The sequence below is a fragment of the Bradyrhizobium sp. HKCCYLS3070 genome, assembly GCF_051167575.1.
In the GTDB taxonomy this organism is placed as follows: Bacteria; Pseudomonadota; Alphaproteobacteria; order Rhizobiales; family Xanthobacteraceae; genus Bradyrhizobium.
In genome coordinates this window covers 952,876-978,832 of the sequence record NZ_JBNPTI010000001.1, presented here as the reverse complement: position 1 = coordinate 978,832, position 25,957 = coordinate 952,876, and the positions used below count along the sequence as shown (strand labels likewise).

Here is a 25,957-nt window from a genome sequence, read left to right as displayed (position 1 = left end):
ATTGCGAGGAGCCGCAGGCGACGAAGCAATCCAGAGTCCTCGTGCCACCCTGGATTGCTTCGCTGCGCTCGCAATGACAAAGATTCGTGCATCACCCTCAGTCCGCCGAACTACTTGTTCGGCAAGTTGGTCCTGATGTGCAGCTCGCGGAGTTGCTTCGTGCTGGCCTCCGACGGCGCGCCCATCAGCAGGTCCATGGCCTGCTGGTTCATCGGGAACAGCGAGATCTCGCGCAGGTTCGTGGTGCCACAGAGCAGCATCACGATGCGGTCGACGCCGGCGGCCATGCCGCCATGCGGCGGGGCGCCATACTGGAAGGCGCGGTACATGCCGCCGAAGCGGTCGACCACCTCCTGCTCGCCGTAACCTGCGATCTCGAACGCCTTCACCATCGCCGCCGGCTTGTGGTTGCGGATGCCGCCGGAGGCGATCTCGTAGCCGTTGCAGGTGATGTCGTACTGGAACGCCTTGATGGTCAGCGGATCCTGCGTCTGCAGCGCCTCCAGGCCGCCCTGCGGCATGGAGAACGGGTTGTGCGAGAAGTCGACCTTCTTGTCGTCCTCGTTGTACTCGTACATCGGGAAGTCGACGATCCAGGCCAGCTTGAACTGATCCTTGTCGGACAGGTTCAGCTCATCGGCGACCTTGTTGCGGGCGAGGCCTGCGAACTTCCAGAACTTGTCGGGATCGCCGGCGACGAAGAAGGCGGCGTCGCCCTCCTTGGTGCCGAGCTGGCTGCGAATCGCAGCCGTGCGCTCCGGACCGATGTTGTTCGCCAGGGGACCTGCGCCCTCGCCGCCCTCGCGCCACATGATGTAGCCGAGGCCGGGCTGGCCCTCGCCCTGCGCCCACGAGTTCATGCGGTCGCAGAACGCGCGGCTGCCGCCGGATGGCGCCGGGATCGCCCAGACCTGGTTCTTGGGGTCCTCGAGCATGCGCGCGAACACCTTGAAGCCGGAGCCGCGGAAGTGCTCGGAGACGTCGGCCATCTCGATCGGGTTGCGCAGGTCGGGCTTGTCGGAGCCGTATTTGCGGATCGCCTCGGCGAACGGGATGCGCGGCCAGCCCTTGGTCACCGGCTTGCCCTTGGCGAAATCCTCGAACACGCCGGTGATGACCGGCTCCATCGCCGCGAACACATCCTCCTGCTCGACGAAGCTCATCTCGACGTCGAGCTGGTAGAACTCGCCGGGCAGGCGGTCGGCGCGCGGGTCCTCGTCGCGGAAGCACGGCGCGATCTGGAAGTAGCGGTCGAAGCCCGACATCATCAGCAGCTGCTTGTACTGCTGCGGCGCCTGCGGCAGCGCGTAGAACTTGCCGGGATGGATGCGCGACGGCACCAGGAAGTCGCGCGCGCCCTCCGGCGACGACGCGGTCAGGATCGGGGTCTGGAATTCGAAGAAGCCCTGCTCCTTCATGCGCCGGCGCATCGAATCGATGATCGCGCCGCGCGTCATGATGTTCTGGTGCAGCTTCTCGCGGCGCAGATCGAGGAAGCGGTATTTCAGCCGGATGTCCTCCGGGTACTCCTGCTCGCCGAACACCGGCAGCGGCAGCTCGTCCGCGGGGCCGAGCACCTCGATGTCGGAGACGTAGAGCTCGATCTTGCCGGTCGGCAGATCGTCATTGTCGGTGCTCTTGTTGTCGGCGCCGGCCGGGCGGCGGCGCACTTTGCCCTCCATGCGCACGACCCATTCCGAGCGCAGCTTCTCGGCCAGGCTGAACGCCGGCGAGTCCGGATCGACGACGCATTGGGTGATGCCGTAATGGTCGCGCAGGTCGACGAACAGCACGCCGCCATGGTCGCGGATGCGATGGCACCAGCCGGACAGCCGGACCGTCTCTCCGATGTTGCTCTCGCGGAGCGCGCCGCAGGTGTGGGTCCGGTAGCGATGCATGGTCGTCCTGAATGGTCGTCGTGAGGAGAAGGAAATCGGCGCAGCCCTTAAAGGCGCGCTCCGAATGCGCGCAGGGTTTAGCCGAGCCGCCCCGGCGCGGCAACCGCAGGAACGGGCCTTTTCGGCTTCGCGCCGGAAAAGGCCGCCCGCCCTGGGCCTCACTGCAACGTCGGCGCCGATGCCGAATTGAGCTGGCGCTGAAACGCTCATCCGATGGCCGTTTGGGCTCGAAAAACGGCCGCCCCGCGCCTATCTTGGAGCCATGACCGTGCATTTCCCCTTCCAGAACTCCTACGCCACGCTGCCGGACAATTTCTTTGCCCGGGTGGCGCCGACCCCCGTCGCAGCGCCTCGTCTGATCAAGCTGAACCGGCCTCTCGCCGCGGAGCTGGGGCTGAACCCGGCCGAGCTGGAGACGCCGGAGGGCGCCGAGATCCTGGCCGGCAAGACCGTGCCCGAGGGCGCCGAGCCGATCGCGATGGCCTATGCCGGCCACCAGTTCGGGCATTTCGTGCCGCAGCTCGGCGACGGCCGGGCGGTCCTGCTCGGCGAGGTCGTCGACCGCAACGGCGTCCGCCGCGACATCCAGCTGAAGGGCTCCGGCCCGACGCCATTTTCGCGCCGCGGCGATGGCCGCGCGGCGCTGGGGCCGGTCTTGCGCGAATACATCGTCAGCGAGGCGATGGCGGCCCTGGGCATTCCGACGACGCGCTCGCTGGCTGCGGTCGTGACCGGCGAGCAGGTCTATCGCGGCACCGCCCTGCCCGGCGCGGTTCTGACCCGTGTCGCCACCAGCCACATCCGGGTCGGCACGTTCCAGTATTTCGCCGCGCGCCAGGACACTGACGCCGTGCGCCGGCTCGCCGACCACGTCATCCACCGGCACTATCCGGATCTCGCCGGTACCGAGCGCCCCTACCACGCCCTGCTGGTTGCCGTGATCGCCCGCCAGGCCAAGCTGATCGCCGAGTGGCTGCTGGTCGGCTTCATCCATGGCGTCATGAACACCGACAATACCTCGGTGTCCGGCGAAACCATCGACTACGGCCCCTGCGCCTTCATGGACACCTACGATCCCAAGCAGGTGTTCTCCTCGATCGACGAGTTCGGCCGCTACGCCTTCGCGAACCAGCCGCGCATCGCGATGTGGAACCTGACCCGGCTTGCCGAGTGCCTGTTGCCGCTATTCGGCGACGACAAGGACCAGGCGATCAAGGAGGCCGAGGCTGCGCTCGACGGCTTCGCCACCCAGTTTACGGACGCGCACCAGGCGGGCCTGCGCCGCAAGCTCGGCCTGGCCACGCAGCGCGAGGGCGACCAGCCGCTGGCGCAGGCATTGTTCGACGCGATGGCGGCGGCCCGAGCCGATTTCACGCTGACGTTCCGCCGTCTCAGCGACGCCGCCGGCAGCGGCGATCTCAGCGAGGTCCGCGTCCTGTTCGAGGATCCCACCGGCTTCGACGAGTGGGCCCAGCGCTGGCGCCAGCGCCTGGCGGAGGAACCGCAGACGGCGGCGGAGCGGAGCGCGGCCATGCGCAAGGTCAATCCCGCCTTCATCCCGCGCAACCACCGCATCGAGGCGGTGATCACGGCAGCGGTCGAGAACGACGACTACGCGCCGTTCGAGGAGCTGCATGCGGTGCTGGCCCGGCCCTATGACGACCAGCCGGACCGGGCTGATTATGCCGATCCGCCGCAGCCGGAGGAGCAGGTGTTGCAGACCTTCTGCGGCACCTGACACGCGGTCTTAACCTCGCGTCCACCATCGCCCTGACAGCGCCCGGGCCCTTAAGAAACGATCAACGCAGCCCCGACAAGTTGAACCAACAAGTCGGGGAGGTCTGAGACGTGGACGCGCTGGTGTTCGAATTCATGGGTCTGGCGATGATCGCCTTGTGCCTGATCGTGCTCGCGGTGCCCTCGGCGCGCCGGCCTGCGGGCCGCGTCCGGCATCGCTGACCGGCGCCGGACGCGCCCTATCATCAACCATAGAGCGATCAGCTCGCGTCGCGGTGCTTGCGTTCGGGGCGGATTGGGCCGACAAGCGGACACGAATTCGTCCCGTACCCTTTGCCGACACCCTTGACTTGTCAGCGTTTTCGGACGACGGCGTAAGAGCCTCGTCATGGATCGTTCATGGACTTGATCACCACCACCGCGGACCTCGCAGCCGCCTGCGCCCGCCTCGCCCGCCACCCGGTCGTCACCGTCGATACCGAGTTCCTGCGGGAAACCACCTACTATCCCCTGCTCTGCGTCGTGCAGATGGCGAGCCCGGACGAGGCCGTGGTGATCGATGCGCTGGCCGAGGGCCTCGATCTCAAAGCCTTCTTCGAGCTGATGGCGAACGAGAAGGTCCTCAAGGTCTTCCACGCCGCCCGCCAGGACATCGAGATCATCTGGCACCGCGCCGGCATCGTGCCGCATCCGATCTTCGACACCCAGGTCGCCGCGATGGTGCTGGGGTATGGCGACAGCATCGCCTATGACCAACTGGTCGAACGCATCACCGGCCATCGCCCCGACAAGACCCACCGCTTCACCGACTGGTCGCGCCGGCCGCTGACCAAGGAGCAGGCGCACTACGCCGAGGCCGACGTCACCCATCTGCGCGACGTGTTCGCCGCGCTCGATGCCGATCTGAAGAAGCGCGGGCGCAGTGACTGGGTCAGCGAGGAGATGGAGATCCTGACCTCGCCGAAGACCTACGACTTCCACCCCGAGCGCGCCTGGGAGCGGCTGAAGACCCGCGTCCGCAAGCCGAAGGAATTGGCCGTGTTGATCGAGGTCGCGGCCTGGCGCGAGCAGGAGGCGCAGAGCCGCGACGTGCCGCGCAGCCGCGTGATGAAGGACGACGCGGTCGGCGACATCGCCACCCATGCCCCGACAACGATCGAGAAGCTCGGCAATCTGCGCTCGCTGCCCAAGGGCTTCGAGCGCTCCAAATGGGGCTCCGACATCGTTGCCGCCGTGCAGCGCGGCCTGGCGCGCGATCTCGCCGCCCTGCCCAAGCTGGAAAAGCCGCGCAACAACTCCAACGGTGCTGCGATCGTCGAGCTGCTCAAGGTCCTGCTGCGCATGACCTCGGAACGCCACGCCGTGGCGAGCAAGGTCATCGCCACCGTCGACGATCTCGAGCAGATCGCCGCCGATGACAATGCCGACGTTGCTGCGCTGCAGGGCTGGCGCCGCGAGCTGTTCGGCGAGGCCGCGCTCGCGCTAAAGCACGGCAAGCTCGCACTCGCCATCGAGAAGGGCCGCGTCGTCCGGGTCGACCGGGCCTGATCGGCGTCGCAGCGGCTCTGGCCGGCTGCGTCTTCCCGAGTCTGCCAAGTTGATTGCAGCAGGCGGCACGGGTGGTCATGATGCCGCCCATCATTCGGCGCTGGTCTGCCCCCTCAACTCCGCCTCGATTGTCTGGGACACCTCAACCAGAGCCATCGAAAGGATGTAGGCGCTGGTCGGCAGATTGAGCTGGCGCGCCTTTGCGATGGCTGCCCGGAGGCTGCTCGCCAGCTCTTTGAGCTCTTCCTCTCGGGTCATGTCGTGGTCTCGGTCCTGGAGCTGCCGCGTGAGCAAAGACGATTGCGAACCGCCGGAACAGAGGCTGCTGCGGCTGCTCAGCGAGAATCCGGTCGACCTGCACGTCGTCGAGGCCCTTCGCCTCGTCGTCGCGTTCAACAAGATCAGCGATCCGGCCGATCGCCGTATGATTATCGATCTGGCCGAACGACTCGCCTCAGGATGATACCGCCAATAGCCGCCGCGGTCACACCGCGAGCCGGCCGCCGGCGCCGATAAGCTCGGCGCTGTCGAGGACGCCGGCAAAATTGCCGATCACCTTGGTTACAACCAGCTTGTACAACGCGGCGTCGCCGGCGCAGGCCTGCCGGCAGGCGACGGCGTCTCCGATCACCTGATAGCGGTGACTGCGGTGAAAGCCGTCCACCACCGTCGAGAGGATCGTCTCGTCCAGCGAGAAGCCGAGCAGCACGCAGCGCATGCTGCGCATGTTCGCCATGTACTCGGCGAACCGGGCCGAGCTATAGGCCGAGGGCAGTGGATGCTCGAACGCGAGCTCCCCCGGCGTTGGCTTGAAGTCCGGAAGCCAGTTCGTCAGGTTGGAGGCCGGGTTGAACCAGGCTGCCTGTGCGATCCGCTTGAGATGGACGACCGGCCACAGGTTGTCGCGCCAGAGCGCGATCAACTGCCGGCACAGCGCCATGACGACGTCGCCATCGGCGATCAGATGCCTGCGTCCCTCGGCGAGATATTCGCACTGCAGATCGGCGCAGACGAGAACAGGCGGATCCGCCTCGGTGGCACCGAACAGATCTCGGCCCGTCATCACGGTCTCGCTGCGGCGAAGTCGTGCAAGGGCGACGATGCCGGCCGGCCGGCCGAGAGATCGAGCACACCCGGCCGATCCCAGTCGCCTTCCGGACGAATGATCATGTAGGGATCGCTGTCGAGCGTGATCGCATCGTCGCACGGCTCGAGGTCCAGCACCATCTCCGTGTAGGAGAAGTCGGAGAATGTAAGCTTGCGATTATGGCCGAGCGGCTTGGCGCCGAAATGCGCCCAGAAATCGACGAGACGATCCTGCGCGTGGCCATAGGCCTTCTTGAAGCCCTTTCGCCTGCAATAGTCGAGAGCCTCGCGAACCAGCTTGAACGACAGCCGCGAACGCCGGTACTGATGGCGCACCGCCAGCCGCTCGACCTTGGCGAAGTCGCCGAAGAAGCGCACGCGTACGCATCCCGCCGGCTCCTTGCCGACGAAACCGAGGAAGTGGGCTGCAACCAGATCGTTGCCGTCGAACTCCTCCTCCATGGGACAATCCTGCTCGGTCAGGTAGACCGCCGAGCGGATCGCGGTAACGAGCATGAGGTCATTCGGATCGCGCGCGATGCGCACCGTGATCGCGCGGGGATTTGTCTTTGCCGCCCTGGCCGAACTAATGCTGTGCATCCGCAATGCTCCCTTGTTCGAAACCCTTCATCGACTGGATCGAAGGCGCGATCATCTCGGGCATCCGGTTCCACGGCCGCTGATACCACCAGAGATCGGGCTGAAAGCTCGGCACCGGCGTGAAGCCGAGCGCGCCGAGAAACGCGCGCCCTTCCGGACTCGATGGTTGCGCATAGTAATCGGCGGCGCGAAATCTCGCGCCTTGCAGCGCCTGCGCGACATTGCCGAGACCGATCGCTCCTCGCCCTTGCGCGACGAGCGCCCAGACATAGATGGCGGCTACGTCTTCGTCCGGCCGCGCCAGAAATCTGCGCGGCGGATCATTCAAATTGAACTCATCCAGGAGCAACGCATCGAGGCCTGAGCAGTTGAGATAGAGGAAGGCGATGCCGCCGAGCAGGTTCCTGCCGCGGTAGAGCGCGAAGATCGAGTCCGGATCGTGCCGCAAGAACTCCGCAAGCTCGTGTTCTGAGGCACGAACGCCCGGTATTTCCCGGCGTGCGAGCGCCGTGAGCTCGCCGAGCCGATCGGGCGTGACCGCCTGAGCCGCGACCCGATCCGTCCGCGGCAGCGCGTCGAGCTGATGTCGCAGCGTGAATTCTGTGCTTCCGCGGTGAGGGTTCTGCATCTATGTTTCCAGCTTGGCTTTGATGACGTCATCATACTTGTCGGAGCTGGAGTGTATGCGGCAACATTTGCATCGGGGTGCTGCATCCACGCAGCGCAGGAAGTCTGACGAAACGCTTAACCCCTCATGGGAGGATTTGAGAGCATTTCTGCTCTGTACGCGTCACCGCAGCTTCCGAAACGCGGCGGATGTTCTCGGACTGACCGGCACAACCCTGATGCGCAAGATCGACCGGCTCGAGGAAGAGCTCGGATGCAAGCTCTTCATCCGTGATCAATCCGGCTTGTCGCTCAGCGACGAGGGACGATCGTTGCTGTTCGACGTCGAGCAGATGGAGCGGCTGAGCTTCAACATCTTCCGGCGCGCTTCGCTGTCGACCGACACTCAGGGGTCGGTGCGCGTCGCCGTGACCGAAGGCCCCGGCAATTTCTGGATCCTGCCGCGACTGATCGATTTCCAGAAGACCTATCGCAGGATCACCGTCGATCTGAGCTGCGCGATGCAGCAGGCCGACGTGTCGCGGCTGGAGGCTGACATCTCGATCCAGTTCGAACGGCCGACCAACCCTGACGTGATCGTTGCAAAGCTCGGCCGTCTGCACATCTACGGCTTCGTGTCGGAAGCCTATCGCGACGCGCATGGACTGCCGACATCGCTGGCGGAGCTCAAGGATCATCGCATCATCAAGCAGCACGGCGTGCAGCTCGACGAGACCGGCTATGCGCGCATCCTCGGCTTGGAGTCCCTCGAAGGCATCGTCGGCATCTCAACCAATTCGAGCGTTGCCGTGCTTTACGCGGTCGAGCGCGGCGCCGGCATCGGCTTTCTGCCGACCTCGGCGGTCGCGCTCGGGGCGCCGCTCGTTCCTGTCGATCTCGGCATCAACTACCACATGGATCTGTGGCTGACCTATCACAAGGAGTTTCGCAACTCCGACCGGCACAAGGTCGTCATCGACTGGTTGAAGCGCATCTTCGATCCGAAGGTCCATGCCTGCTTCCGGGACGAGTTCATCCATCCGCTGAATCTCGTGCCGCTGATGGCGCCCGCGCGGGATGTCGTCGGCTTCAACGGCTACGTCGCGCCGAAACCCGTATGAGGAGCTACCATTTGAACTCGACGCCGAGCGTGCCCTGATGCGATTGCAGCAGCGAGCGAAGCTTCGCATCGTAGTTGAGATAGAGGCGTGCCGTTCGATTCAGGGATAGCGACAGTGCCGCGCCGGCGTCGGCGCCGTAGCGGCCCTCGCCAAGGCCCTGCAGCGTGATGCTCTGCGGACCGAGGCTGACGGTCACCGCGCCGAGATTCTGGCTGAAATTGTCGACCAGCTTGCCATAGGCCGAGACGTCGAGGATCTTGCCGTCGACGATGAAGTAGCGGCCGAACTCGGCGCCGACGAGAACGCGGGCGCGCTCCAGCGAGGTACCGCTGACCGACAGCGGATCGAGCCCGCCCGCCTCCTGGAATGCCGCCGTCGTGGCGCGCGTGTATTCGAAGGCAAGCTTCGGAACGATCCGGCTCTCACCGATGCTCCAGTAGTAGTCAAGCTCGCTCAGCACGCCCGTGATGTGGGCGCCGTAGACCGACGTCGCCGTACCGAGGCTGGTGTCGCGCCGCGCACTGATCCCGCCGAAGCCATGGACGACCGCGATCGCCCAGGTCCAGGGTCCCTGGTCGACCGAGGCGTTGAACCCGAACTGTGTGAGATCGAGCGTCGCCGCTTGCAGCGCCAACGGCACATCGACCCAGGTCCGGCTCTGGTCGACGGATAGTCCGACATTCACGCCCGGCACGAGACGCATGCCGATACCGGCGACGCCGCCCCAAGTCGTCCTCTTGTCGCCGGCGAAGTCGCCTTGCGCATTGCTGCGGACGGTTACGCCATACATCTCGCCCCAGGTCCGGAACCGAGGCTGTTCCGAAGCCTCCGGCGCGCCGCCGCCGCCGGGATTGCTCCGCGGCAGCCGGGTGACGCCCTGTGTGGCCTGAGTACCGAGGCGTTCGAGGAAGCTCGAGCCGAGATCGAGCACGGTTCGGCCGGCCGAGCGTTCGGAACTGATCGCGCCCGGTGCAGGACTGGGCAGCGGGCTCGGCGTTGGTGTCGGGCTTGCGGCGATGCTCGGCATGCTGGCCTGCGCGGCGCACGGCGAAGAAGCGGCGGCCAAACCGAGCCCGCCGATGAGCAGCATCGCCCCGCATGCGCCGCTGCGCATTCGCCAACCCAGCCTGGCCTGAGACGCCCCGCGCATCGATGCCCCGTTCGCCGCCCGCTCAAATTCGCTTCAATATTGCAGCGATGTTCTGCCCGCAGTTCCCGATCGCGGTCAATGAGGATTGCCATGCCGCGGCTGCCCTGCAAGGATTTGTGGTTCCAGCGCCACAAGCCACGCAGTCGCAGCAGCCGGCGACGCGACGCCGCGACGCGTTCTCATCAGTCCGCCAAACTTGATATCGGCGGAAAATCGTGTTGCAATCTCCCGTACAATCGGATTGGCCGTTCGACTGTGCGTTTCGCGACTTCGGAAATTGAGCAGATCCCGGGAAGCCCGTTTGTGGCGTGGCACGCGCGAGCGTGGCCGCGTCTTATTTTTTTCGTCTAGACGAGGAGACAGCGATGCCGACCTACAAGGGCAGCGTGAAGTGGTTCAACCCGACCAAGGGATATGGCTTCATCAAACCGGCTGGCGGAGACAAGGACGTGTTCGTCCACATCTCGGCGGTGGAGCGTGCTGGACTGACCACGCTCAACGAGAACCAGACGATCGAATATGATCTGGTGGAGAGCCGCGGCAAGACGTCGGCAGAGAACCTGAAGCTCTCGTGAGCATCGTCCCGGCGGAGGGCGCCACAGCGCGGGTCCGTAAACCAACTCACGAGCTCCGCGTCACGCGCGCTCGCCGCGGATGATCAGACTTCGTCAGCCTTGATGTGCCCCGGCCCCGCCGGGGATTTTTTTCGTCCGGCGACAGCTACCGGACGACGGGCCAGATCAGCGCGTGATCGCCCTGCTCCACGGACGACGTCCGGCAGAGATCGCCTTCGAGCCGCACTAGGCCCTTGGCCAGCAGCTTCAGCGCCTCAGGATAGATGCGATGCTCGACGCCGAGAATGCGCGTCGACAGCGTGTCCGGCGTATCGTCGTCCCTGACCACCACCGCGCCCTGCATCACGATCGGACCAGCATCCGTCTCCGGAATGACGAAATGCACGGTGGCGCCTGACAGCTTGACGCCGGCACGCAGCGCCTGGCCATGCGGATCAAGGCCGGGGAACGACGGCAGCAGCGACGGATGAATGTTCAGCATCCTGCCATACCAGCGCTGCACGAACTCCGCCGTGAACAGGCGCATGAATCCGGCCAGGCAGATGATCTCGATGCCGCGTGCATCGAGCGCCTGCTGCAGTCTGGCTTCGAACCCTGCGCGGTCCTTGCCGAACGGCTTGCTCTCGATGATTTCGATCGCGACGCCGCTTTCCTGCGCTTTCTGCAGTCCGGCCGCATCGGCTCGGTTGGAGATCACGATGGCGACCTCGGCCGGAAAATCCGGCTGCGACGCCGCGTGGATCAGCGCGGCCATGTTCGACCCACGGCCCGAGATCAGGATGGCGACGCGGCGCTTCATCGGCTCACCCGTCTCACAGAGCCAGATCGAGGGCGCCGGTGTAGATCACCCGCTCGTCGCCTGTCGCAGCAACGACCTCGCCGAGCCGTGCGACGTGCTCGCCATTCGCGGTGAACACCTCGATGACGGCATCGACGGCCTCGGCCTTGACGATCGCGATCATGCCGATCCCGCAATTGAAGGTGCGCAAGAGCTCGCGCTCTGCAATGCCACCCTGCTCCGCCAGCCATTTGAAGACCGGCGGCACCGGCAGGCCCGTCAGGTCAATCGAGACGCCGAGATGCTTCGGCAGCACGCGCGGAATGTTGTCGGTGAAGCCGCCGCCCGTGATGTGTGCGAGCCCCTTGACCGCACCGGTCTCGCGGATGGCGCGAAGGCACGATTTCACATAGAGCCGGGTCGGCGTCAGCAGCGCCGCGCCGAGGGTCAGGACCGGCGCGAACGGGGCCGGCGCATCGAAGCCGAGGCCGGACTGGGCGACGATCTTGCGCACCAGCGAATAGCCGTTGGAGTGGACGCCGGAGGATGCGAGCCCCAGCACCACGTCACCGGCCGCGATGTCGGGAGACGGCAGCAGCGTCCCACGTTCCGCCGCGCCGACCGCGAAACCGGCAAGATCGTAGTCGCCGTCCTTGTAGAGGCCCGGCATTTCCGCGGTCTCGCCGCCGATCAGCGCGCAGCCGGATTCCCGGCAGCCTTCGGCGACACCGGCGACGATCGAAGCCGTCGCCTCCGGGTCGAGCTTGCCGCAGGCAAAGTAGTCGAGGAAGAACAGCGGCTCGGCGCCCTGCACGACGAGATCGTTGACCGACATGGCGACCAGGTCGATGCCGATGCCGCCATGCAGCCCGGTCTCGATCGCGATCTTCACCTTGGTGCCGACGCCGTCGGTCGCCGCGACCAGCACCGGATCCTTGAATCCGGCGGCCTTGAGGTCGAACAAGCCGCCAAAGCCGCCGATCTCGGCATCCGCGCCGGCGCGGGCGGTTGCGCGCACCATGGGCTTGATCAGATCGACCAGACGGTTTCCGGCATCGATATCGACGCCCGAATCTGCATAAGTGAGCCCGTTCTTGCGCTCGGTCATGGTAAAAACCCCTAATCTGGCCGCTGGTTACGTCGGAATCCGGCCGCGCGCAATGGCTCGCAAGGGGCTCGTCCCCATACTATCTAGGAACGGACCGGTTCGCCCTGTTTCGGAATCGGATTGTCTTTTGATCGAGTCGTCGTCGGGACCCGCTGCGTGACCATTCCCCACAGTATCCCCAATCTGATCACGCTGGGTCGAATCCTGCTGGTTCCGATCGTCGTCTGGGCCATTGCGGCCGGCCAGATGGAGATCGCATTTCTGGTCTTCGTGGTCGCGGGGGTGAGCGACGCCGTGGACGGCTTCCTGGCCAAGCGCTTCAACCTGCGGTCCGAGTTGGGAGCGCTGCTCGATCCTCTCGCCGACAAGGCGCTGCTGGTCTCGATCTTCGTCACGCTTGGCATCTGGGGCGCGATCCCGCGCTGGATCGTGATCCTGGTGGTCTCGCGCGACATCATGATCGTCTCGGCGGTGATCGTGTCCTGGCTGTTCGACCGGCCGGTCGCGATGAAGCCATTGATGGTGTCCAAGCTGAACACGGTCGCCCAGGTGGGATTCGCGGCGCTCGTGCTGGCCTCGCTCAGCTTCGGCTTCGAGCCCCAGCCCTACGATGTGGTGCTGATGGTGCTGGTCACCGTCTTTACCCTCGTGTCGGTCGGGCTGTATCTCGTCGACTGGGTGCGCCACATGAGCACCATCGAGGTCCGGTGATCCTCCGCGGAGAGCCCGTCCCGACCTCACGCACCACACGATACGGAGCAATTCGATCTTGGCCGGCCATATCCCCCCTCGTCAGCTGGCCTTCGCGCTGCCGCATGCGGAGAGCCTGACGCGGGACAATTTCTTCGAAGGTCCAGGCAACGCGGCCGGGCTCGCTCTGGTCGACGCCTGGCCGGAATGGCCGGCGCGGACCATGTTCCTGGTCGGCCCCGACGGCTCTGGCAAGAGTCACCTCGCCGCGATCTGGGCCGAGCGGGCTGGCGCCCGATCCCTGTCCGCGCATGCCCTCGAGGCGAGCGTGGTCCCTGGGGCACTCGCCACCGGCGCGCTGGTGCTGGAGGATCTGACGGCAACCGATCTCGACGAGCGGGCGCTGTTTCACCTGCTGAACCTGGCCCGCCAGGACGAGGCTTTCGTGCTGATCACGGCGCGCGAGGCCCCGGCGGCCCTGCCCATCGCCCTGGCCGATCTGAGGTCGCGGCTGCGCGCCGTCCCGGTCGTCACGCTGCTGCCGCCCGACGACCAGCTGTTCCGCGCCTTGATCGTCAAGCTGGCCGCGGACCGGCAACTGGCGATCGACGAGACCGTGGTCAGCTATCTCGCAAGCCACATCGAACGGTCCTACGCGGCCGCCCGCCAGACCATCGCGCTGCTGGACAACGAGTCCCTGCGGCTCGGACGGCCGGTCACCCGGGCGCTGGCGGCGGAGCTGCTCCGCCCGCTGTGACCCGCGGCCATCTTGACGGCGGACGGGGACGGAACCCCAATGGTGCCGGCAACGTCATCCCCTGGTTACCCAGATTGGGCTACGGTCGACCGTTCGCGACTGGTTCGCGACTGGATGGATATGGATCGAATTCCGATGGATACCGAGCAAGTTACTGAAATCTCAGAGAAAGAACCGGTCGCCGCGCCGTCCATCGAGATTGCCTCGAGCCCCGAGCGATTCATCAATCGGGAATTGTCCTGGCTTCACTTCAACCGCCGCGTTCTGGAGGAATCGGTCAATCCGCGGCATCCCGCCCTGGAGCGGGTGCGCTTTCTGTCGATTTCCGCCAACAACCTTGATGAATTCTTCATGGTGCGCGTCGCCGGCATCCGCGCCCAGGTCCGCGAGGGCATCGCCGAGCGCAGCCCCGACGGGCTGACGCCGACCGAGCAGCTGAAGCTGATCAACGAGACGGTGTCGCAGCTCGCGATCGACCAGCAGGCGATCTGGCGCGACCTGCGCAAGTTTCTCGGCGAGCTCGGCATCGTGCTCGTCGACGGTCAGGACGTCACCAAGAGCGAGCGCGCCTGGATCGAGGACCACTTCCTCGCCAACATCTTCCCGCTGCTGACGCCACTCGCGATCGATCCGGCGCATCCGTTCCCGTTCATCCCGAGCCTCGGCTTCACAGTGGCGCTGCAGCTGATCCGCTCCGCCGACGGGCGCCCGATGAACGCCCTGATCCGCATGCCCGGCAAGATCGACCGCTTCATCCGCTTCCCCGGCTCCAAGGATGGCGTGATCCGCCTGATCACCCTGGAACAGGCGACCGGCCTGTTCATCGGCCGGCTGTTTCCGGGCTACACCGTGAAGGGCCAGGGCGCCTTCCGGATCATCCGCGACAGCGAGATCGAGATCGAGGAAGAGGCCGAAGACCTGGTGCGGCTGTTCGAAACCGCGCTGAAGCGGCGCCGTCGCGGCTCGGTGATCCGGCTCGAAATCGAGGCCAACATGCCGGAGGAGCTGCGCCGCTTCGTGCAGAATGCGCTCTCGACCACCGATGACGAGGTGTTCCTGGTCGACGGCGTGCTGGCGATGAACGAGCTGTCGCAACTGACGCGCGTCGACCGGCCCGACCTCGAATTCGCGCCCTATGTGCCGCGCCATCCCGAGCGTGTCCGCGACCATGGCGGCGACATCTTCGCCGCCATCCGGCAGAAGGACCTGATCGTCCATCACCCCTACGAGTCGTTCGACGTCGTCGTGCAGTTCCTGCAGCAGGCGGCGCGCGACCCGGACGTCGTCGCGATCAAGCAGACGCTGTACCGCACCTCCAACAACTCCCCGATCGTGCGCACGCTGGTGGAAGCTGCCGAAGCCGGCAAGTCGGTGACAGCGCTGGTCGAGCTCAAGGCGCGTTTCGACGAGGAGGCCAACATCCGCTGGGCCCGCGATCTGGAGCGCGCCGGCGTGCAGGTCGTCTACGGCTTTCTGGAGCTGAAGACGCATGCCAAGCTGTCGATGGTCGTGCGCCGCGAGGGCGGCAGCCTCACCACCTATGTCCACACCGGCACCGGCAACTATCATCCGGTAACGGCGCGCATCTACACCGACCTGTCCTACTTCACATCGGACCCGGTGATCGGCCGCGACGTCACGCGGGTGTTCAACTACATCACCGGCTATGCCGAGCCGATCGACATCGAGAAGATGGCGGTGTCGCCGCTCACGCTTCGCAAGCGCATGATCGAGCACATCCACGGCGAGACCAGCTTCGCCCGCCAGGGCAAGCCGGCCGTGATCTGGATGAAGATGAACTCGCTGGTCGATCCAGACATCATCGACGCGCTGTATGAGGCCTCGCAGGCCGGCGTCTCGATCGAGCTGATCGTGCGCGGCATCTGCTGCCTGCGTCCCGGCCTCCCCGGACTGTCGGAGAACATTCGCGTCAAATCGGTGATCGGCCGCTTCCTCGAGCATGGCCGCATCTACTGCTTTGGTATGGGTCAGGGCCTGCCGAGCGCCAAGGCCGCCGTCTACATCTCCTCGGCCGACATGATGCCGCGCAATCTCGACCGCCGCGTCGAGGTGCTGTGCCCGCTTCAGAACCCCACCGTCCATCAGCAGGTCCTGGAACAGATCATGGTCGCGAACCTGAAGGATACCGAGCAGAGCTGGCAATTGTTGCCGGACGGGTCGTCAACGCGTATGAAGGCCGCGAAGGGCGAGGAGCCGTTCAACCTGCACAATTACTTCATGACGAATCCGAGTCTGTCCGGCCGTGGAAAGTCGCTCAAGGAATCATCGCCGCGCCGGCTCACGCGCCGGAATGAACGCCCTCCTTCATAGGGGCTGTCTGCACCGGGGCCTTCTGCAACGGGACATGCCGTGGTGAAGCGGCCCGGCACGAGGGCCGCGAGCGTCGGTGTCATCGACATCGGCTCGAATTCGGTCCGTCTCGTCGTCTACCAGGCGATGGAACGCAGTCTCGTCACCGTGTTCAACGAGAAGGCGCTGTGCGGGCTCGGTCGCGAGGTCCAGACCACCGGCCTGCTCGCGGCCGATGCCGTCGACAAGGCGCTGACCGCGCTGAAGCGCTTCCGCGCGTTGTGCAAGGTGCAGCGGGTGGGGCAAGTGCATGCCATCGCGACCGCCGCCTGCCGCGATGCTTCGAACGGCGCTGATTTCATCGCCAAGGCCGAGAAGATCTGCGGCGTCCCGATCCAGATCCTCACCGGACCCGAAGAGGCGCGCTATTCGGCGCTCGGTGTCATTTCCGGCATTCACAAGCCCGACGGCATCGTCGGTGATCTCGGCGGCGGCTCACTTGAGCTGATCGACGTGCGCGGGCACCAGGTCCGCAGCGGCGTTACCCTGCCGCTCGGCAGCCTGGCGCTGCAGGATCTCGCCGAGAAATCGCTGAAGAAGGCGCAGCGGATCGCGAGCGAGGCGCTGACCGACCTACCGCAACTGCTGGCCGGCCAGAACCGCACCTTCTATGCGGTCGGCGGCACCTGGCGCGCGCTGGCGCGCATCCACATCATCCAGAGCGGCTATCCGCTCGGGGTGATGCACGGCTATGCGATTCCGGCGGCCGATGCGCTGGCCTTCGTGCGCCGGCTGCGTCGTCTCGTCGCCGCCGACATGCTGGCCGACATCGAAGCGATCGCCGAGGCGCGGCGCCCGCTGCTTGCCTATGCTGCGCTGGTGCTCGAGCACATCATCCGCGTCGCCAGGCCGACGACCGTCGTGTTCTCGACCTTCGGCGTGCGCGAGGGCCTGCTCTACTCCAAGCTTCCAGACGCCGAGCGCGCCAAGGACGGGCTGCTATGCGCGGCGCAGGGCCTCAACGAGCTGTTGTCGCGCTCGGCCCAGCATGCCCGCGAGCTGATCGACTGGACCGACCGCCTGTTCCGCGTGATGCACATCCGCGAGACCGAGGACGAGCGCCGGCTGCGGCACGCCGCCTGCCTGTTGTCCGACATCGGCTGGCGCATGCATCCGGACCATCGCGGCGAGCAGACCTACGGCATCGTTCTGAACGGCAATTTCGGCTCGATCAACCACGAGGGCCGCATCTTCGTCGCGCTGTCCGTGTTCTTCCGCTACGAGGGCCTGCGCGACGAGGCGGCGGCGCCTGCCCTCACCGAGCAGCTGAGCCCGGCCCAGATCGATCGTGCGCGCCTGCTCGGCACCGCGTTTCGCGTCGCGCATCTGATCTCGGCGGCGCGGCCCGGCGTGCTGCCCGCAACGCATTTCCGCACCCAGGACCGCAAGCTGATGCTGGTGTTCGAGCACCAGATGGTCGACCTCGTCGCCGACCGCGTCGGCGGACGCTTCAAGCAGCTCGCGCGCCTCGTCGGCCGCTCCGGCTCGATCGTGCGCAGCTAGATCCGGATCAGGACCGCCGAGCGCCGACCGAAATTGCGATCATGCGCCTGGCGATGACGCCATAGACCTTGCGCCAGGCCTGCTCGACCTCATCATTCCAATGCGGACCAAGTCCTTTGGCGAGGCTCCACAATAGTGCTTCGCCGACCACCGGATAGTGCTCAGGCCGGACTCCATAGCGCGCATGATTGCGGCCGAGGATGTCGGTGCTCGACAACAGACCAGTCGTCTGATCGAGGCTGCCGACGAGGACCGCCAGGGTCGCGATGAAGTCCCGTTTCAGCACGTCCATGTCGGCTGGAAACATCGCCCGACATTCCGGCGCGAGCTCGAAGACGCGGTCATAGAACGTCGTCGTCATCTGTGTAGCATTGGCAAATACCAAGTCGAACGACGACTTGACGTGCGCAATCTCATCTGCAGTCAGCATGCGCAAGTCCAATTCGAAACAATTCCAATCATGGCCCGATCAGTGGAGCTCGACGTGGTGGTGTCGCGGCGGCGCGAACGGGTTCAAGATTATAAGAAACAGAGGACCGCGCCCTGCGGTACTTGTCAAAGGCGCGGCACCGTGCCGCAGCACTGTGGATTGGTTTGCGATCCTGCCGCCAAGATGGCTGACCGACTCAGTGATCGGAGACGGTAACGGCAACAAACACGACGGCCATCGTGCTTCTCACAGGCCATCGGAGGACGCCGACACGCCAGCCGCCGACCGGCGCCAAGGCCGACTGATCCGTTGGATCGCGCAGACGGCCGCCGATGCGAATGGCGGCCGTCCGCGTCAGCCGACGCCTGGCTCACACCGCGAGGTTCATCCAGACGGATTTCGGCTCCGTGAAGTTGTCCAGCGCGGCCGTGCCGTGCTCGCGGCCCAGTCCGGAGTCACGATCGCCACCCCAAGGCAGCCGCACATCGGTGTAGCCATAGGTGTTGATCCACACGGTGCCAGCGCGCAGGCGCTTGGCGAAGCGATGGACGCGCCCCATGTCGCGGCTCCAGACGCCGGCGGCCAGGCTGTAGGCCGTGCCGTTCGCCATCCGCAGCGCCTCGGCCTCGTCCCTGAACTTGATCACGCTGACCACGGGTCCGAAGATCTCTTCCTGCGAGATCCGCATGTCGTGCGTGACGCCGGCGAAGACGGCGGGGCTGACGAAATAGCCGCGAGCGGCCGCGCGCTGGCCGCCGGTGACGAGCGTGGCGCCTTCGTTGCGTCCGATGTCGACATAGTCGAGGATCGTCTTCATCTGTCGTTCGGAGATGACCGGTCCGAGCGACGTTGCGCGATCGAGCGGATCGCCGATCCGCAGCGCCCGTGCGCGCTCGGTCAGGCGCTCGACCACCTCGTCATACACGCGCTCGTGCACCAGCACCCGCGATCCGGCCGAGCACACCTGCCCGGTGTTGAAGAAGATGCCGCTCGCCGCAGCCTTCGCGGCGGCCTCGATGTTCGCATCGTCGAAGATGATGTTGGCCGACTTGCCGCCGAGCTCGAGCGAGACGCGTTTGAAGTTGCCGGCCGCCGCCTTCATGATGCCGCGGCCGACGCCGGGCGAGCCGGTGAACGTGACCTTGTCGACATCGGGGTGGTTGACCAGCGCCTCGCCGACGGTGCACCCGGGGCCGGTCACGATGTTGAGAACACCGGGCGGCAGTCCGGCTTCGAGCGCGAGCTCCCCGATCCGCAGCGCCGACAGCGACGTCAGCTCGGCGGGCTTCATCACGACGGTGCAGCCGCAGGCCAGCGCCGGCGCTAGCTTCCACATCCCGATCATCAGCGGGAAATTCCACGGCGCGATCGCCGCGACCACGCCGACCGGCTCGCGCACCGTATAGGTCAGCGCATCATCGCGCGTGGAGACGACTTCACCGCTGATCTTGTCGGCCCATCCGGCGTAATAGGTGAGCGTATCGATGGCGGCGGGAAGATCCTGGCGCAGGATCGCCGACACCGGCTTGCCGGCATCGAGGCTTTCGAGCTCGATGATCTCGTCGGCATGGTCGCGCAACAGCTGCGCCCATTTCAGAAGGATCGCGCCGCGCTCCGCCGCACGCATCGTTCGCCACGGCCCTTCGAAGGCCTTGCGGGCCGCGGCGACTGCGAGATCGACATCCTCGGCATTGCCCTCGGCGACCGTCGCAATCGCCTGCTCGGTTGCAGGATTGAGCGACGTGAAGGTGCGTCCCGAAACCGAGGGAACATGCCTGCCGCCGATCAGGAGCTGGAACGGCTTCGTCAGATAGGACGTCCCCCTCGAGCCGCGCTCGTAATCATATGCAATCGACATCATATTTCCTCCGTTTGTTGTATACCAATGAAGGTAAGAACAAATATCTGTTCGTAAATATGATATCTGTTGCCTATGGCCGGCGGTCATATGAAGCCGACTTCACAAGCGGGCACTGATGTTGCGGATCGCGATCGAACCTGTCTGGCGCTTCTACAAGGACGACGGCCCGCAGAGCATCGTCGTGATGCTCCGCGTGCTCAGTGAAATCGGGAGGACGGGCAAGATCACCAGCGCGGCCAGTGACGCGCATCTGTCCTATCGTCACGTCTGGAATCTGATCGAGCAGTGGTCTGAATTCTTCGGCGTGCCGCTGGTCGAGACCCAGCGCGGCAAAGGATCGAAGCTCACGGCGTTCGGCGACAAGCTGGTCTGGGCCGGCGAGCGCATGCAGGCTCGCCTCGGCCCGCAGCTCGACAATCTGGCGCAGGAGCTGGTGACCGAGATCAAGCCGTTCCTGCAGCCGCATCCTGGCGTGATCCGCGTTCACGCCAGCCACGGCTTTGCCGTCGCCAAGCTGCGCGAGCTGTTGGATCGCGAGTCAGGCGTCGGGGTCGATGTCCGCTATGTCAGCAGCCAGCATTCGCTGGCCTCGCTGGCGCAAGGCGAATGCGACCTGTCGGGACTGCATCTGCCGCGCGGCGAGCTGCGTGCCCAGAACATCCAGGCCTGCCGGGATTGGCTCGATCCCAAGCAGGACTGCGTCATCAGCTTCGTGACCCGCGAGATGGGGCTGATGGTCAAGCGCGGCAATCCGCTGTCCATCCGTTCATTGGCCGATCTTGCCGACGGCAGGGCGCGCTTCGTCAATCGCGATCATGATTCCGGCACCCGCCTGTTGTTCGATCAGTTGCTCGCGTCACAAGGCATCGACGAAACCAGCATCAATGGCGCGCAGCAGATCGAGTTCACCCATGCAGCCGTCGCCGCCTATGTCGCGAGCGGCATGGCCGACGTCTGCTTCGGCGTCGAGGCCGCCGCGCGGCAGTTCGGGCTCGACTTCATCCGTATCCTCACCGAGGATTATTTTTTCGCCTGCCATAAATCGTTTCTGGAAACCGACCCGATGCGGCGGGTGCTCGAGGTGATGAAGGGCGACGAATTCCATCGCGCCGTCGCTGCCCTGCCCGGCTACCAGCCAGCCGCCACGGGATCGGTCCACACCGTCCGCGAATTCCTCGATCGGCTGGATGCGGAGTCCTGACGCCGCCCGGTCGGATGCGGCGCGTCCTGACGATCAGCTACGGCAGATCGACGCCGCGCGCCGGCACCGGCTGCAGCTCGCTCTCGGCCTGACGCTGCAGCGCGCGGCCGCGCCAGATCGAGCCGGCGATCAGCACCACACCGGCGCCGATCAGCGACATCAGCGTCTCCATGACATCGACATGGCTCGCGAGATTGGTCTTGCCGGCGAACAGCGCCGAGGTCGCCTCGATGTTGATGAGGACGGTGCCGTCGAGCAGATGGTGCAGCATCGGCTCGATCGCGGGATCGGTCGCGATCACCTCGCCGGCCACCCAGCCGAGCAGCATCGCGCCGAGCCAGACCAGCAGCGGGACCCGATCGAGCACCAGCATGATCAGCGCGGCACCCGCGATGATCAGCGGGATGCTCATGGCAAGGCCGATGATCAGCAGGGACGCCTGGCCGTTGGCGGCCGCAGCCACCGCGATCACGTTGTCGAGGCTCATCACGAGGTCGGCGAGCGCGACGATGCGGACCGCATGCCACAGCGTCGTGCCGGCCGCGATCTCGTCGTTCTCGTCCTCGGGCACCAGCAGCTTGGCGGCGATCACGATCAGTGCCAGCCCGCCGATCAATTTCAGGTATGGCAGCGCCATCAGGGTGGCGACGATGCCGGTAAAGGCGATGCGCAGTGCGACGGCAATGCCGGAGCCGGCCACCATGCCCCAGAAGCGATGCTTGCCGTGCAGGCCGCGGCAGGCGAGCGCGATGACCAGCGCATTGTCGCCCGACAACAGCACATTGATCCAGACGATCTTGCCGAGCGCGAGCCAGAAGCCCGGGCTCTGCAGGTCGGCCTCGAATTGAGCGAGCACATGGCCGAAGCTGGCGGAATCGGCGAGTTGCGATAGCCAGTTCACGGCCGGGCCTTTCAGATAAGTTCAGCGCAGAGCACGAAGGTCGTGCGGCTGAGGGGGCCCTCAGCCGCACGAGGATCGATCAACCGACGATCTCGTTGCCGGAGAAGAACTGCGCGATCTCGATCGCTGCCGTTTCCGCCGCGTCGGAACCGTGCACCGAGTTCTCGCCGATCGACTTCGCATGCAGCTTGCGGATGGTACCGTCGGCCGCCTTCGACGGGTCGGTGGCGCCCATCACGTCGCGGTACTTCAGGATGGCGCCCTCGCCCTCCAGCACCTGGACCACGACCGGGCCGGAGATCATGAAATCGACCAGTTCGCCGAAGAATGGCCGCGCCTTGTGCACGGCATAGAAGGTCTCGGCCTGATCGCGGGTCATGCGGATGCGCTTCTGGGCCACGATCCGCAGGCCGGCCTTCTCGATCAGCGCGTTGATCGCGCCGGTGAGATTACGCTCGGTCGCGTCGGGCTTGATGATCGAAAAGGTGCGCTCAATCGCCATGATATCGTCCTTGGAGGTGCGGGATTTCGGTGAGTTGCGGGCTTATATCGACGCGATCGGCCGACGGCAAGCGACCGGGGCCCCTGCCGGAGCGCGACGCCTTACGACAATTTCACAATTCTGAACATAGTCTGAAGGCTCCGTGCCACCCGTGTTCAGCTCGAAGCTCCTAGGGTGTTGGCATCGGGCGAGGACGAGCCAGCAATACGACCGGTGGCCGCCCTCTCCCAGCCTCATCCGTCGGACAATTTCGGCGCCACCAGCGCTGTCATCCAGGAGACGATCATGTTGCGCAAACTCTCCCTCATCGCGGCGGCCACCGTTGCCCTCGGCGCAGCCGCCCTCGCCCCGACTGCCGCCTCGGCTCACTGGCATGGCGGCTGGCATGGGGGCGGTTGGCACGGAGGCTACGGCGGATGGCACCGTCCGTTCTACGGCCCGCGCTTCTTCGTCGGTGGCCCGGTCTACAGCTACGGCTATGGCGGCTGCTACGTGCGCCGCGTGGTTCCGACCCCGTGGGGACCGCGCTGGCGGTGGATCAACCGCTGCTATTGATACGAGCCTCGGCGCGGCACCCGCCCCCCGCCGCACCGAACTCGCATCGCCCCGGCGTCTCCCCCACGCCGGGGCTTTTTTTGTGCATTTTCAACCTCATTTCGGGGTCTTCCGGTCGGGAGCGGGAAACAAATCGAGCGGTCACGACTTGTTACGGCATCGTCCTGCAACTGCTCGTGGAACTCCCTCATGTCTGGCCGCACCGCCGATTTCAGCGAGGCGCTCGATCGCAAGACCAGCCGGTCGATCTGCGAGGCCGTCGGCGAACGCCTGCAACGCAGCCTGCCGCCGGACGGCTCTCGTCTGCCGGCTCAGCTTGCGGACCTGATGAACGAGTTGCGAAAGCGCGACGAGACCGGGATGAGCCTCTCCGGCCGCTGAGACCGCGACAAAGCGGTTGCCTTTGGCCGCGCGCGCGGTGACAAGGCGCGCATGCTTTCCATCACCGACATCTCCATCCGCCTCGCCGGACGGCTTCTCATCGACCAGAGCTCAGTGCAGATTCCGCCCGGCGCGCGCGTCGGACTGGTCGGCCGCAACGGCACCGGCAAGTCGACCCTGTTCAAGGCGATCCGCGGCGAACTGTCGCTGGAGACCGGCAGCATCACCGTGCCGCCGCGGTGGCGCATCGGCAGCCTGGCCCAGGAAGCCCCGAGCGGGCCCGAAAGCCTGATCGAGGTGGTTCTCCGGGCCGACCTCGAGCGGCATGCGCTGCTGCAGGAGGCCGAGACCGCCCATGACGCACACCGCATCGCCGAGATCCAGACCCGGCTCGTCGACATCGACGCGCATTCCGCCCCGGCGCGCGCGGCCGCTATTCTCAGCGGCCTTGGATTTTCCGCCGCGGATCAGGCGCGAGCCTGCGCCGAGTTCTCCGGCGGCTGGCGCATGCGGGTCGCCCTTGCGGCAACGCTGTTCGCCGCGCCCGACCTGCTCCTGCTGGACGAGCCGACCAACTATCTCGACCTCGAGGGCACGCTGTGGCTCGAGGATCATCTGGCGCATTATCCGCGCACGGTGATCGTGATCAGCCACGACCGCGATCTCCTGGAAACCTCCGTCGACCAGATCCTGCATCTCGACCGTTGCAAGCTCACGCTGTATCGCGGCAGCTACTCCTCCTACGAGGAACAGCGCGCCACCCGCGAGATGCTCGATGCCAAGGCGGTCAAGCGCCAGGAAGCGGAGCGCGCGCGGCTGCAGGCCTTCGTCGAGCGCTTCAAGGCCAAGGCCTCGAAGGCGCGCCAGGCGCAGTCCCGCGTCAAGATGCTGGAGCGGATGAAGCCGATCACCGCGCTCGTCACCCAGGACGTGCACGAGATCACCTTCCCCGCACCGGAGCGACTGCTGTCGCCGCCGATCATCGCGGTCGACAACGCCTCGGTCGGCTACGATCCCGCGCAACCGGTGCTCAACAGAGTCACCTTACGCATCGACAATGACGACCGCGTCGCATTGCTCGGCGCCAACGGCAATGGCAAGTCCACGCTGGTGAAGCTGCTCGCCGGCCGGCTCACACCGTTTTCCGGCAAGGTCACGCGCGCCGACAAGCTGTCGATCGCCTATTTCGCCCAGCACCAGCTCGATGAGCTGGACGAGACCGGATCGCCGTATAGTCACGTGCGCAAGCTGATGGGCGATGCGCCGGAATCGAAAGTGCGCGCGCGCGCCGGCGCGATCGGATTTTCCGGCAAGGCCGCCGACACGCTGGTGAAGAGCCTGTCGGGCGGCGAGAAGGCGCGGCTGCTGCTCGGGCTCGCGACCTTCTTCGGCCCCAACATGATCATCCTGGACGAGCCGACCAACCATCTCGACATCGACAGCCGCGCCGCGCTGGCCGAAGCGATCAACGAATTTCCCGGCGCCGTGATCATGGTGTCGCACGATCGCTATCTGATCGAGGCCTGCGCCGACCGCCTCTGGGTCGTCGCCGACCGCACCGTGAAGACCTATGATGGCGACCTCGATGACTACAGGCGCATGGTCTTGTCGACGCGCAGCACGCCGGCCCGCGACAACGAGCGCTCTCAGGTCGCCGAGAAGACCGAGCGGCCCCGCAGCGATAACAAGCGCAGCGGGCTGAAGCAGAAGATTGCGGCAGCCGAAGCCGAGATCGCCCGCATCACCGAGATCATCGCCAAGATCGACGGCGCGCTGTCGCTGCCCGACATCTTCACGCGCGACCCAAAGCAGGCCGCGCAATTGTCGAAGGCGCGGGCCAATGCCGCCGACGCGCTGGCGCGCGCCGAGGAGCAGTGGCTGGAAGCCAGCACGCTGCATGACGAGGCGGGGAGCTGAAGTGCCCCGAGCCTCGGATCGGCATTCGGCCGAAAGTCGCCGATAGCTCGGCTTTCAGCTGCTTCCAAGTCGAAAGCCTTCGCGGTCGGCGGCTAACACGGCTGAATGCGGGATCGGAGCGAGCGACCGGATCAATTGGTTCGCTGGAACAGGTCGGCACCCGGCAGATTGCCGAGATCACCGTTGGGCTGAATGTAGAAGAGATTCCAATTCGCCCGAAGTTGATTGCCGCCGACTTGGCCTCTCCAACGCGTGATGGAATTGCACTGGGCAAAAGTCACGACCAGCATAACGGCGCTGCCGGCGGATCTGCCGGATACCGGATAGGGAATACCCTGGCATGCGAACCCAGATGCGTTGTTGGTGAATTGCCCTCGCACCTGCCCATCGGTGACTGACCAGATCTCGAGAACCGAGCCTCGTTGATTGGTCCATCTCGACGGCGCCGGCAGGACGTCGGCACGCGCAGCAATCGACGAAACCACGACAATCATGCCTGCGAAAAGATACTTGCTGAAGAACCACTTCATGGCGCGCCTCGCTATGCCCAGAGCTAGAGGTAGCAACGATGACTACATACATCCATAAGATTGAAAGCGCCATTGTAGCAGAATCAAAATTACTCTACTTTTGGTAGCTGACGTTGATGTTTGAGGTTCGATTGAGGCGATTCAGGAGGACG

The 25,957-nt window shown here is 65.4% G+C and carries 26 protein-coding genes; 13 read left to right on the top strand and 13 right to left on the bottom strand.

Translation table 11 applies throughout. The features are described from left to right. Positions 1–110: 110 nt before the first annotated feature. The gene (gene aspS, locus ACQR03_RS04465) at positions 111–1,898 is read right to left on the bottom strand and encodes an aspartate--tRNA ligase (RefSeq protein WP_315712352.1); all 1,788 of its coding nucleotides are present in this window, start codon (positions 1,896–1,898) and stop codon (positions 111–113) included. Positions 1,899–2,160: 262 nt separating this feature from the next. Between aspS and ACQR03_RS04460 the strand changes: the two genes are divergently transcribed. Together ACQR03_RS04460 and rnd are read left to right on the top strand one after the other, a co-directional pair. Beyond that, on the top strand, positions 2,161–3,636 hold the full coding sequence (locus ACQR03_RS04460) for a protein adenylyltransferase SelO (protein ID WP_315826805.1): 1,476 nt from the start codon (positions 2,161–2,163) through the stop codon (positions 3,634–3,636). A gap of 398 nt (positions 3,637–4,034) precedes the next feature. After that, positions 4,035–5,183 carry a ribonuclease D gene (gene rnd / locus ACQR03_RS04455; protein ID WP_315712355.1) on the top strand — a complete coding sequence of 383 codons (1,149 nt, stop codon included), beginning with the start codon at positions 4,035–4,037 and terminating at the stop codon, positions 5,181–5,183. Positions 5,184–5,273: 90 nt separating this feature from the next. Here rnd and ACQR03_RS04450 read toward each other — a convergent pair whose 3' ends face one another. Then, on the bottom strand, positions 5,274–5,441 hold the full coding sequence (locus ACQR03_RS04450) for a hypothetical protein (RefSeq protein WP_315712357.1): 168 nt from the start codon (positions 5,439–5,441) through the stop codon (positions 5,274–5,276). A 28-nt stretch (positions 5,442–5,469) separates the two neighbouring features. Between ACQR03_RS04450 and ACQR03_RS04445 the strand changes: the two genes are divergently transcribed. After that, on the top strand, positions 5,470–5,646 hold the full coding sequence (locus ACQR03_RS04445; protein ID WP_315712358.1) for a hypothetical protein: 177 nt from the start codon (positions 5,470–5,472) through the stop codon (positions 5,644–5,646). Positions 5,647–5,667: 21 nt separating this feature from the next. On the opposite strand, the gene ACQR03_RS04440 is transcribed toward ACQR03_RS04445, so the two are convergent. Genes ACQR03_RS04440 through ACQR03_RS04430 form a run of 3 tightly spaced genes read right to left on the bottom strand, consistent with a single transcriptional unit; the run spans position 5,668 to position 7,497 of the window. Then, positions 5,668–6,246, bottom strand: a complete 579-nt coding sequence (locus tag ACQR03_RS04440; protein WP_315712360.1) for an isochorismatase family protein — start codon at positions 6,244–6,246, stop codon at positions 5,668–5,670. Further along, entirely contained in the window at positions 6,246–6,869 is a 624-nt protein-coding gene (locus ACQR03_RS04435) for a GNAT family N-acetyltransferase (RefSeq protein WP_315826804.1), read from the bottom strand. Before ACQR03_RS04435 ends, ACQR03_RS04440 begins: the two co-directional genes overlap by 1 nt. Continuing rightward, a complete protein-coding gene (locus ACQR03_RS04430) occupies positions 6,856–7,497 on the bottom strand; it encodes a hypothetical protein (RefSeq protein WP_315749974.1) in 642 nt (213 codons plus the stop codon). The genes ACQR03_RS04435 and ACQR03_RS04430 overlap by 14 nt, the downstream gene beginning before the upstream one ends. 55 nt (positions 7,498–7,552) lie before the next feature. Between ACQR03_RS04430 and ACQR03_RS04425 the strand changes: the two genes are divergently transcribed. Continuing rightward, positions 7,553–8,596, top strand: coding sequence for a LysR family transcriptional regulator (locus ACQR03_RS04425; protein ID WP_315749972.1), 1,044 nt, complete (start codon positions 7,553–7,555; stop codon positions 8,594–8,596). Positions 8,597–8,600: 4 nt separating this feature from the next. Here ACQR03_RS04425 and ACQR03_RS04420 read toward each other — a convergent pair whose 3' ends face one another. Continuing rightward, positions 8,601–9,623, bottom strand: coding sequence for an autotransporter outer membrane beta-barrel domain-containing protein (locus tag ACQR03_RS04420; RefSeq protein WP_315749970.1), 1,023 nt, complete (start codon positions 9,621–9,623; stop codon positions 8,601–8,603). 488 nt (positions 9,624–10,111) lie between these two features. Between ACQR03_RS04420 and ACQR03_RS04415 the strand changes: the two genes are divergently transcribed. After that, positions 10,112–10,321, top strand: coding sequence for a cold-shock protein (locus ACQR03_RS04415; RefSeq protein ID WP_315712366.1), 210 nt, complete (start codon positions 10,112–10,114; stop codon positions 10,319–10,321). A 145-nt stretch (positions 10,322–10,466) separates the two neighbouring features. Here ACQR03_RS04415 and purN read toward each other — a convergent pair whose 3' ends face one another. Together purN and purM are read right to left on the bottom strand one after the other, a co-directional pair. Next, the gene (gene purN, locus ACQR03_RS04410) at positions 10,467–11,120 is read right to left on the bottom strand and encodes a phosphoribosylglycinamide formyltransferase (protein WP_315712367.1); all 654 of its coding nucleotides are present in this window, start codon (positions 11,118–11,120) and stop codon (positions 10,467–10,469) included. 13 nt (positions 11,121–11,133) lie between these two features. Then, complete coding sequence (purM, locus tag ACQR03_RS04405; protein ID WP_315749968.1) at positions 11,134–12,207, bottom strand: phosphoribosylformylglycinamidine cyclo-ligase; 1,074 nt, start codon at positions 12,205–12,207, stop codon at positions 11,134–11,136. Between the two features lie 156 nt (positions 12,208–12,363). On the opposite strand from purM, the gene ACQR03_RS04400 reads away from it, so the two are divergent. The 4 genes from ACQR03_RS04400 to ppx all read left to right on the top strand — a co-directional run bounded on the left by ACQR03_RS04400 (position 12,364) and on the right by ppx (position 17,527). Next, positions 12,364–12,918, top strand: a complete 555-nt coding sequence (locus tag ACQR03_RS04400; RefSeq protein ID WP_315712371.1) for a CDP-alcohol phosphatidyltransferase family protein — start codon at positions 12,364–12,366, stop codon at positions 12,916–12,918. A gap of 58 nt (positions 12,919–12,976) precedes the next feature. Next, positions 12,977–13,654, top strand: a complete 678-nt coding sequence (locus tag ACQR03_RS04395; protein ID WP_315749966.1) for a DnaA ATPase domain-containing protein — start codon at positions 12,977–12,979, stop codon at positions 13,652–13,654. 135 nt (positions 13,655–13,789) lie between these two features. Beyond that, positions 13,790–15,985, top strand: a complete 2,196-nt coding sequence (locus ACQR03_RS04390; RefSeq protein ID WP_316170417.1) for an RNA degradosome polyphosphate kinase — start codon at positions 13,790–13,792, stop codon at positions 15,983–15,985. Positions 15,986–16,027: 42 nt separating this feature from the next. After that, the gene (gene ppx / locus ACQR03_RS04385; RefSeq protein ID WP_315750044.1) at positions 16,028–17,527 is read left to right on the top strand and encodes an exopolyphosphatase; all 1,500 of its coding nucleotides are present in this window, start codon (positions 16,028–16,030) and stop codon (positions 17,525–17,527) included. 7 nt (positions 17,528–17,534) lie between these two features. Here ppx and ACQR03_RS04380 read toward each other — a convergent pair whose 3' ends face one another. After that, on the bottom strand, positions 17,535–17,957 hold the full coding sequence (locus tag ACQR03_RS04380; protein WP_434840982.1) for a globin family protein: 423 nt from the start codon (positions 17,955–17,957) through the stop codon (positions 17,535–17,537). Between the two features lie 370 nt (positions 17,958–18,327). Continuing rightward, positions 18,328–19,815, bottom strand: coding sequence for an aldehyde dehydrogenase family protein (locus tag ACQR03_RS04375; RefSeq protein ID WP_315749964.1), 1,488 nt, complete (start codon positions 19,813–19,815; stop codon positions 18,328–18,330). A 118-nt stretch (positions 19,816–19,933) separates the two neighbouring features. On the opposite strand from ACQR03_RS04375, the gene ACQR03_RS04370 reads away from it, so the two are divergent. After that, positions 19,934–21,019 (top strand): substrate-binding domain-containing protein, encoded by a 1,086-nt coding sequence (locus tag ACQR03_RS04370; protein ID WP_315749963.1) that lies wholly within the window; start codon positions 19,934–19,936, stop codon positions 21,017–21,019. 37 nt (positions 21,020–21,056) lie between these two features. Here ACQR03_RS04370 and ACQR03_RS04365 read toward each other — a convergent pair whose 3' ends face one another. Next, complete coding sequence (locus ACQR03_RS04365; protein WP_315712379.1) at positions 21,057–21,920, bottom strand: TerC family protein; 864 nt, start codon at positions 21,918–21,920, stop codon at positions 21,057–21,059. A 79-nt stretch (positions 21,921–21,999) separates the two neighbouring features. Beyond that, positions 22,000–22,422 carry a nucleoside-diphosphate kinase gene (gene ndk, locus ACQR03_RS04360; protein ID WP_315712380.1) on the bottom strand — a complete coding sequence of 141 codons (423 nt, stop codon included), beginning with the start codon at positions 22,420–22,422 and terminating at the stop codon, positions 22,000–22,002. A gap of 285 nt (positions 22,423–22,707) precedes the next feature. On the opposite strand from ndk, the gene ACQR03_RS04355 reads away from it, so the two are divergent. The 3 genes from ACQR03_RS04355 (at position 22,708) to ACQR03_RS04345 (ending at position 25,275) form a co-directional block, all read left to right on the top strand. Then, positions 22,708–22,977, top strand: coding sequence for a sulfur globule protein precursor (locus ACQR03_RS04355; protein WP_315712648.1), 270 nt, complete (start codon positions 22,708–22,710; stop codon positions 22,975–22,977). Between the two features lie 189 nt (positions 22,978–23,166). Next, entirely contained in the window at positions 23,167–23,358 is a 192-nt protein-coding gene (locus tag ACQR03_RS04350; protein WP_315712381.1) for a hypothetical protein, read from the top strand. Positions 23,359–23,409: 51 nt separating this feature from the next. Beyond that, positions 23,410–25,275 (top strand): ABC-F family ATP-binding cassette domain-containing protein, encoded by a 1,866-nt coding sequence (locus ACQR03_RS04345; protein ID WP_315826797.1) that lies wholly within the window; start codon positions 23,410–23,412, stop codon positions 25,273–25,275. A 131-nt stretch (positions 25,276–25,406) separates the two neighbouring features. Here the strand turns inward: ACQR03_RS04345 and ACQR03_RS04340 are convergent, their stop codons facing one another. Further along, positions 25,407–25,805, bottom strand: coding sequence for an avidin/streptavidin family protein (locus tag ACQR03_RS04340; RefSeq protein WP_315712383.1), 399 nt, complete (start codon positions 25,803–25,805; stop codon positions 25,407–25,409). Positions 25,806–25,957: the final 152 nt, after the last annotated feature.